At 69.3% G+C, this 14,748-nt stretch carries 4 protein-coding genes (2 of these 4 only partly in view); all 4 read right to left on the reverse strand.

From position 1 onward, the window contains the following. Tightly spaced (each overlapping or abutting the next), the 4 genes in view from QA802_RS00670 to QA802_RS00685 form a layout consistent with a single transcriptional unit that may run on beyond the window. Window positions 1-3,784: the start of a non-ribosomal peptide synthetase gene (locus tag QA802_RS00670; RefSeq protein ID WP_334517308.1), read on the reverse strand. It extends 13,193 nt beyond the left edge of the window; the window shows 3,784 of its 16,977 coding nt (coding positions 1-3,784); its start codon is at window positions 3,782-3,784; its stop codon lies off the left edge, out of view. Further along, window positions 3,784-12,996 carry a non-ribosomal peptide synthetase gene (locus QA802_RS00675; protein ID WP_334517310.1) on the reverse strand — a complete coding sequence of 3,071 codons (9,213 nt, stop codon included), beginning with the start codon at window positions 12,994-12,996 and terminating at the stop codon, window positions 3,784-3,786. The genes QA802_RS00670 and QA802_RS00675 overlap by 1 nt, the downstream gene beginning before the upstream one ends. Then, the gene (locus QA802_RS00680; RefSeq protein WP_334517311.1) at window positions 12,891-13,451 is read right to left on the reverse strand and encodes a condensation domain-containing protein; all 561 of its coding nucleotides are present in this window, start codon (window positions 13,449-13,451) and stop codon (window positions 12,891-12,893) included. Before QA802_RS00680 ends, QA802_RS00675 begins: the two co-directional genes overlap by 106 nt. Next, window positions 13,451-14,748, reverse strand: the final stretch of a protein-coding gene (locus QA802_RS00685) for a non-ribosomal peptide synthetase (RefSeq protein ID WP_334517313.1). 1,795 nt of this gene lie beyond the right edge of the window; the window shows 1,298 of its 3,093 coding nt (coding positions 1,796-3,093); its start codon lies off the right edge, out of view — the gene reads right to left on this strand; the stop codon is at window positions 13,451-13,453. Before QA802_RS00685 ends, QA802_RS00680 begins: the two co-directional genes overlap by 1 nt.

A 14,748-nucleotide genomic window follows, 5' to 3' on the forward strand; every position in this document is an offset into this window, starting at 1 on the left:
GCTCGGGCAGCGTCTCGTCGTGCCCGGTCAGGAACGCCCGTACCTCGGCGAGCAGCACTTCCAGGGCCGTGTGGTCCTGCACCATGTGATGCGCCCGTGCCAACGCCAGCCACCGGCCGTCCGGCAGGCCCGTCACATGGAGGTCGATCAGTGGGGCCCTGCCCAGATCCATCGACAGCCCGACCGCTGCCTGCAAGTCGGTCACCGGGTCGGTGCTCCGCGGGTCCAGAGTCACTTCGTCCACCGACAGCTCGGCCCGGCGCCACACCACCTGGACCGGCTCCCGCAGCCCTTCCCACACGATCGAGGTCCGGTAGATGTCGTGCCGGTCCATCACCCGCTGCAGCGCGTCCGCGAACGCGTCCAGTCGCGTACGCGAGTCGAACTCCACGACCGTCGGCATCACGTACGCGTCCTCACCACCCTCCGCGAGCAGGTGGTGGAAGAGCATGCCTTCCTGGAGGGGGGCGAGCGGGTAGACGTCGGCCACGTTGGCCGCGCCGCCGTCGACGCCCGCGACGACCCGCTCGACCTCCTCGGCCGACAGATCCACCAGCGGCAGCATCTGAGGGTTGATCACGGTCGCACCCGCGGGGATGAGGTTCTCCGGCACCGCGACCCGTTCGGTGCCCACCGACAGCGCGAGCCCGGCGGGAGTCGGAGCCAGGAACAGCGCACGCACCGAGACCGAAACACCCCGGGCGCGCAGGACCTGGACCAGCTGGATCGCCATCAGCGAATGCCCGCCCAGCGTAAAGAAGTTGTCGTCGACACCTACCTTCTCCAGGCCGAGGACCTGCGCGAACGCGGCGCACAGGATCTTTTCCCGTGCGGTGGCCGGGCCACGGCCCGCACCCGCCGTACGCGCGTAGTCCGGAGCCGGCAGGGCCCCTCGGTCCAGCTTCCCGTTCACCGACACAGGCAGCGCGTCGAGCACCACCACGGCCGAGGGCACCATGTACTGCGGCAACCGCTCGGCCGCGAACCCCCGTACCGATACAGACAGTTCCTCAACGGCCTCCTCAACGGCCTCCTCAACGGCCCCTGCGGTCACGACATAAGCCACGAGCCGGATGTCGCCCGCGGTGTCCTCCCGCGCGATCACCGCCGCCTGGGCGACCTGGGGGTGCCCGGCGACCACCGCCTGGACCTCACCCGGCTCGATCCGGAAGCCCCGTATCTTCACCTGGTCGTCGGCCCGGCCCAGGTACTCCACCTGACCGTCCCCACTCCACCGCACCAGGTCACCGGTCCGGTACAGCCGCTCCCCACGCGAGGAGAAGGGATCGGCCACGAACCGCTCCGCCGTCAGCCCGGCACGACCCGCATATCCGCGCGCGAGCTGCACACCCGCCAGATACAGCTCACCCGTGACACCCACCGGCACCGGCCGAAGACGCTCGTCCAGCACGTACACCCGGGTATTGGCCACCGGCGCACCGATCGGCACCGATCCGGCCTGCTGTTCCGCCCTGCATCGCCAAGCGGTGACGTCCACCGACGCCTCCGTCGGACCGTACAGGTTGTGCAGCTCCACACCCGTACCGAACACCTCGAAGAACCGGGCCTGAGCGGACAGCGGCAGTGCCTCACCCGAGCAGATCACCCGGCGCAGACTCACGCACCCGCCGGCCGTGGTACCCGCCAGGAACGCGTCCAGCATCGACGGCACGAAGTGCGCCGTCGTCACCCCCTGCTCCCGCACCAGCGACGCAAGGTACTCCGGGTCCTGGTGCCCACCCGGCCGCGCCACCACCAAGGCCGCACCCTCCAGCAGCGGCCAGAAGAACTCCCACACCGAAACGTCGAAACCGAACGGCGTCTTCTGCAGCACCCGGTCCCCGGCTGTCAGACCGAACCGCTCCTGCATCCACCCCAATCGGTTCACGATGCCCGCGTGCGGAACCACCACGCCCTTCGGACGCCCCGTCGACCCGGACGTGAAGATCACATACGCCGGGTTCTCCGGGGCCACCGGCACATCCGGCGCCTCCCCGCCCAGACCCCCGAGCTCCCCGGCCACATCCGCCGAGTCCAGCACCACTACAGGTCCCGCCACCACACCAGCCGTGCCCGCCGACACCAACGTCACCACCGGCACCGCGTCCTCGACCATCAACGCGACCCGCTCCGCCGGATACCCCGCATCGATCGGCAGATACGCACCACCCGCCTTCACCACCGCAAGCAGCGCCACCACCATCTCGACACCACGCTCAAGACACACACCGACCACCGACTCCGGACCCACACCCCGCCCGATCAGCAACCGCGCCAACCGGTTCGCCCGCACATCCAACTCCGCATACGACACCTCAACACCCTCGAACACCACCGCCACCGCACCCGGCGACCTCACCACCTGCGCCTCGAACAACCCCGCCAACGTCGAAGACGCAACCACAGTCCCGGTGTCGTTCCACTCCACCAACACCCGACGACGCGCATCCTCATCAAGCACGTCCACCGCGCTCAACCGCGTCTCCGGATCGGACGCCACCACCTCCAGCACCCGGACCCACCACTGCGCGAGCCGCTCGACCGTTGCCGCGTCGAAGAGGTCCGTGGCCGCGATCACGACGCCGCGCAGTCCCGCCGGGGCCCCGTCGGCGTCGAACGTCTCGCCTGCCGACACTTCCACGTCGAACTTGGCCGCCGTCGCCGCCGCCGCGATGCCGCCTGTGCTGACACCCTTCAGGTCCAGTACGGCCTGGGTGTTGTTCTGCAGGTTCAGTTGCACCTGGAACAGCGGGTGCCGGGCCATCGACCGGGCCGGGGCCAGCTCTTCCACGAGCTTCTCGAAGGGAACGTCCTGATGCTCGAGCGCGGCCCATCCCTCGGTGCGCGCCCGGCCCAGTGCCGCACGGAAGGTCGGGTCGTCCGACAGGTCCGTGCGGATGACCAGGGTGTTGACGAAGAAGCCGACCAGGTCGTCCAGCGCGACGTCCGTGCGCCCGGCCACCGTGGTGCCGATCGGGATGTCGGTGCCCGCGCCCAGGCGGGACAGGAGCACGGCCAGTGCGGCCTGGAGCACCATGAACATGGTCGCGCCCTCGGCGCGTGCCAGCTCCGCCAGCCGCGCGTGCACGTCCGCTGGGATCTCCAGCGGTACCCGGTGCCCGCGGTGGGAGGCCACGGCCGGGCGCGGCCGGTCGAAGGGCAGAGCGAGCTCCTCCGGTGCGCCGGCCAGCGTCTCGCGCCAGTAGGCGATCTGCCGGGAGATCACACTCTCGGGGTCGTTCTCGTCGCCCAGCATTTCCCGCTGCCACAGCGTGTAGTCGGCGTACTGAACCGGCAGGGGCTCCCACTCCGGGGCCTGCGCCGCTCGCCGTGCCTCGTATGCCGTCGAGAGGTCGCGTGCGAGCGGGCCTCTCGACCAGCCGTCGCTGGCGATGTGATGGAGCACGAGCACGAGCACCTGTTCGTGCGATCCGGCGTCGAACAGCCACGCCCGGATCGGTAGCTCGGATGCCAGGTCGAACGCGTACTGCGTGGCTTCGGCAACGGCGGCGGACAGCTCCGCCGGGGCCACCTCGGCCACCGACAGCTCCCACTCCAGCTCGTCGAGCTTGAGAATGCGCTGCTGGGGCTCACCGTCATCGGCCGGGAAGACCGTACGCAGCACCTCGTGCCGCCCGATCACATCCCGCAACGCCTGACCGAGCGCCGCCCGGTCCACGGTGCCCGACAACCGCAGCACGACCGGAATGTTGTACGTGGCACTCGGACCCTCCAGCTGCCCGATGAACCACAACCGGCGCTGCGCGAAAGACAACGGGATCATCAGGACTCCTCCTGGATACGCATCGGCCGCAACGCCGGCCTAGCTGACTTCTGACTGCCAAGCCGCTGTGCGAGCCCGGCCACCGTCGACGCCCCCAGCAGTACCCTCAAGGGCAGCTCGACGTTCAGCACGGCACGGATCTGGTTGATCAGCCGGACAGCGAGCAGTGAATGCCCGCCGAGTTCGAAGAAGTCGTCGTCCACGCCGACCTCGGGCAGGCCGAGGGTCTGCGCGAACACCTCACACAGGACCTTCTCCTCGTGAGTGGACGGCTCGCGGCGCGATCCGGCGGCGCCGGAGTAGTCCGGGGCGGGCAGGGCCTCGCGGTGCAGTTTGCCGTTCACCGTCAAAGGCAGTGCGTCCAGCACCACCACCGCCGAGGGGACCATGTGCTCGGGCAGTCGTCCTGCCATGAACTCGCGTACGGCTTTTCCGAGTTCCGCGTCCGGGCCGACGGGCTCGGTGGGTACCACGTAGGCGACGAGCCTCGTATCGCCCGGTGCGTCCTCACGGGCGACGACAGCGCTCTGGGCGACCTGTGGATGCGCGGCCATCACGGCCTGCACCTCGCCCGGTTCGATCCGGAACCCACGGATCTTGACCTGCTCGTCCGAGCGGCCCGCGAACATCAGCTGGCCGCCTGTGGACCACCTCGCGAGATCTCCCGTGCGATACATCCGCGCACCGGACTCGAACGGGCAGGCCACGAACCGCTTCGCCGTCAGACCGGGGCGGCCCACATAGCCGCGCGCCACCTGCACCCCGGCGATGTACAGCTCACCCACCACTCCGGGGGCCACCGGCCGCAGGTGCGCATCCAGCACATACAGACGCGTGTGGGCGATCGGACGCCCGATCGGCACCACATCGTCCACAGGATCACCCGCGGCGACTTCGAACACGCAACATCCGACGACTGTCTCGGTGGGCCCGTACTCGTTCACGACGACCGAGTCCGGCGACCGCTCCAACCACTGCCGCACCGCGGCACCCGGCAGAGCCTCACCGCCGACCACCCAGGTCCGCGCCGCCGACGCCATCCGGTCGCCCGCCAACAGTTCCGACAACAAGGAAAGATGGGCCGGGACGACCTTGGCCATGGCGAAATCGCCGTGGACACGGACCAGTTCGGCCAGGCCCTCGGCGCCACCGGCCGGGCTCACCACCACCGCGGTTCCCGACACCAACGGCACCAGCACACTCGTCACCGTCAGGTCGAACGCGAGCGACGAGTGCAGGGGCGCACCACCGGGCCCCTTCCCGTACGTGTCCGCCGCCCACGTCACATAGTTGGCCAGGCCGCCGTGGGTGACCGCCACACCCTTCGGGCGTCCCGTCGAGCCCGAGGTGTAGATGACGTATGCCAGACCGTCCCGCTCCACCGCCACGCCGGGAGACGTCGCCGGGGCGGCCGCCAACTGCGTCGCGGTCAGCGGGTCGTCCAGCGCCACCAGGCGTCCACGGCCGGCGGGGAGTTCATCGAGGATGTCCTCCGTCGTCAACGCCAGCACGGACCGGCTGTCACGGAGCATGAACGCGATGCGCTCCGCCGGGTAGTCCGGATCCACAGGCAGATAGCCGGCCCCGGCCTTCCACACACCCAGGATCGCCGCCACCATGTCCACGCCACGCGGAAGGCACAGCCCCACGACCGACTCCGGGCCGACACCCTGGCTCACCAGGAACCGGGCGATCCGGTTCGCCCGCTCGTCGAGCTCCGCGTACGACATCTCGACGCCCTCGGCGACGACCGCCACCGCGTCCGGCGTCCGCGCCGCCTGGGCTTCGAACAGCCCCGGCACCAGCCCCGTCGGCAGCTCCCGCGCCGTGTCGTTCCACTCCACCACCACCTGGCGGTGTTCGGTCTCGTCGAGGACCTGGATCTCGCTCAGCCTCAGCTGCGGGTCGGCGACGAGGAGTCCCAGGACCCGCACCCACCGCTTCGCATAGCCTTCGACCGTCGTCACGTCGAACAGGTCGGCCGCCGCGGTCACCGCACCGCGCAGCCCTGCCGGCGCGCCCTGTGCGTCGAGGACCTCTCCGACGGATACCTCGACGTCGAACTTCGCCACCGCTGCGCCGACCGGCGCCCCACCAGTACGGACCCCTGGCAGGTCGAGGACGGCCTGGGCGTTGTTCTGGAGGTCGAGCTGCACCTGGAACAGCGGGTGACGGGCCATCGAACGGCTCGGAGCCAGCTCCTCCACCAGCTTCTCGAACGGCACCTCCTGATGCGCGAGCGCCGACAGACTCGTCTCCCGCACCCGCCCCAACAGCTCCTGGAACGTCGGATCACCCGACAGATCCGTACGGATCACCAACGTGTTGATGAAGAAGCCGACCAGGTCGTCCAAGGCCTCGTCCGTACGCCCCGCGTTCGCCGAACCGATCGGAATGTCCGTCCCCGCACCCAGACGGGACAGCAGCATCGCCAACGCCGCCTGCAACACCATGAACGTCGTCACACCCTCGGCACGCGCCACCTCCTGCAGCCGCGCGTGAACCTCCGCCGAAACCTCCAACGGCACCCGATGACCCCGATGCGACGCCACCGACGGCCGCGTACGGTCGAACGGCAGCTCCAGCTCCTCCGGAGACCCGGACAACCTCTCACGCCAATAGGCCACCTGACGCGAGATCACACTCCCGGCGTCGCCCTCCTCGCCCAGCAGCTCCCGCTGCCACAGCGCATAATCCGCGTACTGCACCGGCAGCGGCACCCACTCGGGGATCCGGTTCTCACACCGCGCCGCGTAAGCCGTGGAGAGATCCCGCGCCAGGGGGCCCCTGGACCAGCCGTCACCGGCGATGTGGTGCATCGTCACCACGAACACGTGCTCATCCGGTCCGGCCGAGAACAGCCACGCCCGGATCGGCACCTCACAGGCGAGGTCGAAGGCGTATCCGGCCGCCTCGGCGACCGCGCTGTCCAGCTCCGCCGACGCCACCTCGGCCACCGACAGCTCCCACTCCAGCCCGTCGAGCGGCAGGACGAGCTGGTACGGCTCGCCGTCCGTGACCGGGAAGACAGTGCGCAGCACCTCGTGCCGGCCGATCACATCCCGCAACGCCATGCCGAGCGCCGCCTGGTCCACCTCACCCGACAGACGCAGGGCGACCGGAACGTTGTAGGTGGCGCTCGGCCCCTCCAACTGCCCGATGAACCACAGCCGCTGCTGGGCGAACGACAACGGCACCCGCTCCGGACGCTCCCGCGACGCCAACTCCAGCCGTGCTTCGTCAGCCCCGGCCAAACACCCGGCAAGACCCGCGACAGTCGGCGCCTCGAACAAGACCCGCAGCGGCACCTCGACACCCAGCACCACACGAATCCGGCTCACCAGCCGGACCGCAAGAAGCGAATGCCCGCCGAGAGCGAAGAAATCGTCGTCCACACCGACGCTCTCCAGGCCGAGGACCTCGGCGAAGGCGGCGCACAGGATCTCCTCCCGCACACTCGCGGGGCCTCGTCCGGCACCCGAGCGGTGTTCCGGGGCGGGCAAGGCACTCCGATCGAGCTTTCCGTTCGCGTTCAGCGGCAGCGCGTCCAGCACCACCACCGCCGACGGCACCATGTACGACGGCAACCGCCGCGCGACGAACTCGCTCACCCCTACCGTCAGTTGACCGTCGACACCTTCGGCGGACACGACGTAGGCGACCAGGCGCTTGTCGCCCGGGATGTCCTCGCGGACGGTCACCACAGCCTGAGCAACCTGCGGATGCGCGACCACAGCCGCCTGGACCTCGCCCAGCTCGATCCGGAAACCGCGTACCTTCACCTGCTCATCGACCCGGCCCAAATACTCGACCTGACCATCACCGTTCCACCGCACCAGGTCACCGGTCCGATACAGCCGCTCACCCCCACCGAACGGATCGGCCACGAACCGCTCCGCCGTCAACCCCGCACGCCCCACATACCCACGCGCCAGACCCGACCCCGCGATATAGAGTTCCCCGGCCACACCCACCGGCACCGGCGACATCGCACCGTCCAGCACATACACCCGGGCATTCGAGATCGGCCGCCCGATCGGCACCAGCCCCTCGACATCCACGTCCGTGGACCACGCCGTCGCATACACCGTCGCCTCGGTCGGACCATAGATGTTCGCCACCCGGGCTTCCGGCAACGCCCCACGAATACTCCCGACCACATCCGCGGTCAGCGCCTCACCCGCCAACACCACCGCCCGCGGCCGCACAGAAAGCCCACCACCAGCCACCACCTGCGCAAACGCCGACGGCACACCACTGACCAGACTCACCGCCCCCACCCCGGCCCCACCATCAGCCAGCGCCAGCACATCGTCCACGATCACCACACTGCCGCCCGACACCAACGGACCGAACAACTCGAACACCGACACATCGAAGTTGAACGACGTCGACACCAACACCCGCGAGAAATCGGCACCGCCGAACTCACCGACCGCCCACGACAACAAGTTCACCACCGAACGATGCTCGACCACCACACCCTTCGGACGCCCCGTCGACCCGGACGTGAAGATCACATACGCCGGATTCTCCGGCCGCGGCCCCACGCCGGCGAGGCCACCGCCATCCAGGCGGGCCAGCTCCTCGACCACCGACGGCGCGTCCACCACAACCCGCGCCACACCGCCCGGCAGCACACCCTCCACCGCCGCCGAAGTCAGCACCACGACAGCACCGGCATCCCCGAGCATGTAACTGATCCGCTCGGCCGGATACCCCGGATCAACCGGCAGATACGCACCACCGGCCTTCATCACACCCAGCAACGCCGCCACCGTCTCGACACCACGCCCCATACACACACCCACCACCGACTCCGCACCCACACCCCGCCCGATCAGCAACCGCGCCAACCGGTTCGCCCGCACATCCAACTCCGCAAACGACACCGACACACCATCCGCCACCACCGCCACCGCACCCGGCGACCTCACCACCTGCGCCTCGAACAACCCCACCACCGTCGAAGACGCAACCACAGCCCCGGTGTCGTTCCACTCCACCAACACCCGACGACGCGCATCCTCATCAAGCACGTCCACCCGGCTCAGCGGCACGTCCGCACCGCCGGACAGCGCCTCCTCCAACGCGGACACCACACCCTCGGCGGCGATGCACACCAGCGCACCGAGCGCCCGTGCGTCCACGGGGGCCACCGCGTCCACCGACAGCGCCATCCGATCCCCGTGGTCGTTGACCGAGATCATCAGCGGATAGTTGGTGCGCTCCCGGGAAAAAACCGGGCGGATGCCGCGCAGACCGTCGCGCCCGCGCTCGTCGGCCTCTCCTCGTGCCTCGGGGCCCGGTCCGGTGCTGTAGCGGTAGTTGAACAGGGCCGTGAACAGTGGCGTGTCACCCGGCACCCCGCTGGCTCGCTGCGCGAGGGCAAGCGGCGCGTGCTCGTGCTCCAGGAGTTCCGCCAGCTGAGCACGCATCGCCGACACGGCCGCCAGTACGCCCAGCTCGTCCGTACGCACCCGTACCGGCAGCGTGTTGATGTAGGGGCCCGGCACCCGGTCCGACCCCGCCCCGGCATTCATCCGGCCGAACAGCACGGTTCCGAAGACCACGTCGTCACGGCCGCTCACAGCGGCGAGAACGCGTGCCCACGCCACATGCAGCACCGTCGCCGGGCTCGCGCCCAGCCGCCTGGCGACATCCCTCAGCCGTTCGTCCAACTTGTCCTGGAGGGGCTGGACTTCGCGCACCAGGTCGACGCCCGCACCGCGCACGTCCGCGAGCCCGAACGGCGCGGTCGGCTCGGTCACATCACCCAGCAGCTCCGCGAAGTACCGCTCGTGTTCGGACCGCGCGACCGCACCACGTGCCTGTGCCACGAAGTTCCGGAACGGCAACGGAGCGGGCAGCTCGTCGCCCCGCCCGGCGAGGAACGCGTTCACCTCCGCGAGCAGCACCTCCAGCGCCGTGTGGTCGCGCACCATGTGGTGCGCCCGTATCAGCGCCAGCCAGCCACCACCCGTCGGCTGTGCCGAGTCCGGGATCGCCGCGACATGCACACTCATCAGCGGAGCCAGGCCCAGGTCCATGGCCAGGCCGCCGGCCGCGACCAGTTCCGCCACCGGGTCCGCGCTGCGCGCGTCCAGCACCACTTCCCGTATCGGCAGCGTGGCGCGGCGCCACACCACCTGCACCGGCTCCCGCAGTCCCTCCCACACGATCGACGTGCGGTAGATGTCGTGCCGGTCCACCACCCGCTGGAGAGCGGAGAGAAAGGCGTCGAGACGGTCGCGTGAGTCGAACTCCACCACCGTCGGCATGACGTACGCGTCCTCGCCGCCGCCCGCGAGCACGTGGTGGAACAGCAGGCCCTCCTGGAGCGGCGCCAGCGGATACACGTCCGCCACGTTCGCCGCACCACCCTCGACGGTGGCGACGATCCGCTCGACCTCGGCCTCCGAAAGGTCGATGAGCGGCAGCATCTCCGGGGTGATCTCGACCGCGTCCACCGGGATCAGGTTCTCCGGCACCACGACCTGCTCGGCACCCGCCGACGCCGCCAGTCCCTCCACCGTCGGCGTCTCGAACAGGGCCCGGACCGACACGGACACGCCTTGGGTGCGCAGCACCTCCACCAGCCGCACCACAAGCAGCGAGTGGCCGCCCAGCTCGAAGAAGTCGTCGTCGACGCCGACGCCGTCCAATCCGAGGACCTCGGCGAAGGCGGCGCACAGGATCTCCTCCCGCACGTTGGCCGGGCCTCGGCCGGCGCCCGCCATGCCCGCGAAGTCGGGGGCGGGGAGAGCAGACCGGTCGAGCTTGCCGTTCGCGGTCAGCGGCAGCGCGTCGAGGACCACCACCGCTGACGGCACCATGTGCTCCGGCAGGCGACCGGCCGCGAACTGACGTACGTGTGCGGAGAGTTCACTGTCCGCCGCGTCCTCGTCGTCGGGTACGACGTAGGCCACCAGGCGGGTGTCCCCCGGCGTGTCCTCACGAGCGATCACAGCAGCCTGGACGACCTGCGGGTGTGCGGTCAGTACGGCCTGCACCTCACCCGGCTCGATCCGGAAACCCCGGATCTTCACCTGGTCGTCCGTGCGGCCCAGGAAGACGACCTGACCGTCCACCGTCCACTTCGCCCCGTCACCGGTGCGATACATCCGCCCACCGGTAGCGGAGAACGGGTCGGCGACGAACCGCTCCGACGTCAGTCCCGCACGCCCGACATAACCACGCGCAACACCAGCACCCGCGACATACAACTCACCCGCAACACCCACCGGCACCGGCTGCAACCGGTCATCCAGCACCCAGAAACGAGTGTTGGCGATCGGCGTACCCACCGGCACGACACCATCGGCAACCAGGTCCGCACTCAGCCGGACGGTCGCGACACCGATCGTGGCCTCGGTCGGACCGTAGTGGTTGAACACCCCACACTCACCCGCGGCCGCCACCAGCTCCCGCACCCACGACACCGAAGCAGCCTCACCACCCAGCACCAACGACTTCGCCGGCAAGACACCTCCCAGACCACCACCGGCAGACAACGCCGCCAGATGCGAAGGCACCGCCTTGAGATAGTCGATCCGGTGCTCCCTCAGATACGCGGCCACGACAGCCGGATCCGTCACCGCACCCTCGTCCAGGATGTGCAGCTCACCGCCCGTGGCAAGAGCCGCGAAGACAACCGTGTTACCCAGATCCGTCGCCTGCGCCTGCAACAACGCATAACGACCACCCGGCTCACCGAACCCCACCCGCCCCGGAACCGACACCACATAATTCGCCAGACCACCATGGGTGACCGCAACACCCTTCGGCTGACCCGTCGAACCCGACGTATAAATCACATACGCCAACGCTCCTGCCGGAACGACCACGTCAGGCACGGTCGCCGCAGCCGCAGCAAGCTGCAACTCCATCAACGCACCGTCAACCGCCACCAGACGCCCCCGACCAGCCGGAAGCTCCTCAAGAACCTCCTCCGTCGTCAGCGTCAGCACCACACGGCTGTCACGGAGCATGTAAGAGATCCGCTCCGTCGGCTGAGCCGGATCGATCGGCAGATAACCCGCACCCGCCTTCCACACACCCAAAATCCCCGCAACCATCTCCACACCACGCGGCAAAGACAGACCGACAACAGACTCCGCACCCACACCCTGGCCAAGCAGATAATGCGCGATCCGGTTCGCCCGAGCGTCCAGCTCCGCATACGACACCGACACACCGTCCGCGACCACCGCCACAGCATCCGGCGTCCGCGCCACCTGCGCCCCGAACACCTCATGCACCGCAACAGCAGGCACAACAACCGCCGTGTCATTCCACTCACCCACCACCCGACGACGCTCAACCTCATCGAGGATCCGAACGCCACTCAACCGGGACTCCGGCGCCCCGACCAAAGACTCCACCACCCGCGCGAAAGCCCCCGCAATCCGCCCGGCCCACTCCGCATCGAACAAGTCCAACGCCACCGTCACCGAACCACGCACACCCGTCGGGGAGCCATCCGCGTCGAACGCCTCCCCGACGACCACGTCGAGGTCGAACTTCGCGGCCGACTTCCCGGCCGACAGGTCACCCGACGCGCCCGCCTGCACACCCCGCAGGTCGAGCACCGCTTCGATGGTGTTCTGCATCGTGAAGACGACCTGGAACAGCGGATGCCGGGCCAGCGACCGGGCCGGGGACAGCTCCTCCACCAGCTTCTCGAACGGCACATCCTGATGCGCGAACGCCGACAGGCTCGCCTTCCGCACCCGCCCCAGCAGCTCACGGAACGTCGGGTCGCCCGACAGATCCGTACGCACCACGAGCGTGTTCACGAAGCACCCGACGAGATCGTCCAGGGCCTCGTCCGTACGCCCGGCATGTGCAGAGCCGATCGGGATGTCGGTTCCCGCGCCCAGCCGGGACAGCAACACCGCCAGCGCCGCCTGCAACACCATGAACGTGGTCACGCCCTCGGCACGCGCCAGCTCAACCAGCCGCGCGTGCACCTCGGCCGGGACATCGACGAACGCACTGTGCCCGCGGTGGGAGGCCACGGCCGGGCGTGTCCGGTCGAAGGGCAGCGCGAGCTCCTCCGGTGCGCCGGCCAGCGTCTCGCGCCAGTAGGCGATCTGCCGGGAGATCACACTCTCGGGGTCGTTCTCGTCGCCCAGCAGCTCCCGCTGCCACAGCGCGTAGTCCGCGTACTGGACCGGCAGCGGCTCCCACTCCGGGCACGGCCCGCACACCGCGCCCCATAGGCCGTCGAGAGATCCTGCGCCAGCGGGCCTCTCGACCAGCCGTCGGTAGCGATGTGATGCACCGTCAGCACCAGCACGTGCTCGTCCGGTCCTGCCGAGAACAGCCACGCCCGGATGGGCACTTCGGCCGTGAGGTCAAACGCGTACTGCGTGGCTTCGGCAACGGCGGCGGACAGCTCCGCCGGGGCCACCTCGGCCACCGACAGCTCCCACTCCAGCTCGTCGAGCTTGAGAATGCGCTGCTGGGGCTCACCGTCATCGGCCGGGAAGACCGTACGCAGCACCTCGTGCCGCCCGATCACATCCCGCAACGCCTGACCGAGCGCCGCCCGGTCCACGGTGCCCGACAACCGCAGCACGACCGGAATATTGTACGTGGCACTCGGACCCTCCAGCTGCCCGATGAACCACAACCGGCGCTGCGCGAAAGACAACGGGATCATCAGGACTCCTCCTGGATACGCATCGGCCGCAACGCCGGCCTAGCTGACTTCTGACTGCCAAGCCGCCGTGCAAGTCCGGCCACCGTCGGAGCATCGAACAGTTCGACGATCTCCACCTCAGTGCCCAGTACCGTCCTGATCCGGTTGATCAGCCGGACCGCGAGCAGCGAATGCCCGCCGAGTACGAAGAAGTCGTCGTCCACGCCGACTCGCTCCAGGCCCAGGACCTGCGCGAACACCTCACACAGGACCTTCTCCTCGTGGGTGGACGGCTCCCGGCCCGATCCTGCGTCGCCGGAGTAGTCCGGGGCGGGCAGGGCCTCGCGGTGCAGTTTGCCGTTCACCGTCAAAGGCAGTGCGTCCAGCACCACCACCGCCGAGGGGACCATGTGCTCGGGCAATCGGGCGGTTGCGAACTTCCTCACGAACGCGGGCAGTTCGTCTGCGTCCGCTTCGTCGCTGGGTACGACGTAGGCGACCAGCCGCCTGTCGCCCGGAGTGTCCTCCCTCGCGACCGTCGCCGCCCGAGCCACCCCGGGATGCGCCAGCAGCGCCGCCTGGACTTCGCCGGGTTCGATCCGGAATCCACGGATCTTGACCTGCTCGTCCGCCCGGCCCAGGTACTCCAGTTGGCCGTCGGCCGACCACCGCGCCACGTCCCCCGTCCGGTACATCCGCAGCCCGGAGGCGAACGGCGACGCCAGGAACCGCTCCGCCGTCAGAGCCGCACGGCCGAGATAACCGCGCGCCAACTGCTCACCCGCGACATACAGTTCGCCCGCCACGCCCACCGGCACCGGTGACAGCCGCTCGTCCAGCACGTACAACTGTGTGTTCGCCACCGGGCGCCCGATCGGAACGGACTCCCCGACCTCCTGTCCCAGTCGCACCGAGAACACGCTGCATCCGACGACGGTTTCGGTGGGCCCGTACTCGTTCACGACGACCGAGTCCGGCGACCGCTCCAACCACTCGCGGACGGCGGCGCCCGGCAATGCCTCACCACCGACCACCCAGGTGCGGGCGGAGGCCGTCGCGTGGTCGTCCGCGAGCATCTCGGACAGCACCGGCAGATGTGCGGGGACCACCTTGGCAAACCCGAACTCATCGTTCGTGCGGACCAGTTCGGCCAGGCCCTCGGCGCCACCGGCCGGGCTCACCACCACCGCGGTTCCCGACACCAACGGCACCAGCACACTCGTCACCGTCAGGTCGAACGCGAGCGACGAGTGCAGGGGCGCACCACCGGGCCCCTTCCCGTACGTGTCCGCCGCCCACGTCACATAGTTGGCCAGGC

Origin of the sequence: Streptomyces sp. B21-105 (assembly GCF_036898465.1) — a bacterium.
GTDB lineage: Bacteria > Actinomycetota > Actinomycetes > Streptomycetales > Streptomycetaceae > Streptomyces.

What these genes read in the sequence shown, in the direction of transcription:
- QA802_RS00680 (WP_334517311.1), bottom strand. Translation starts at nt 13,451, where the DNA reads ATGATCCCGTTGTCTTTCGCGCAGCGCCGGTTGTGGTTCATCGGGCAG.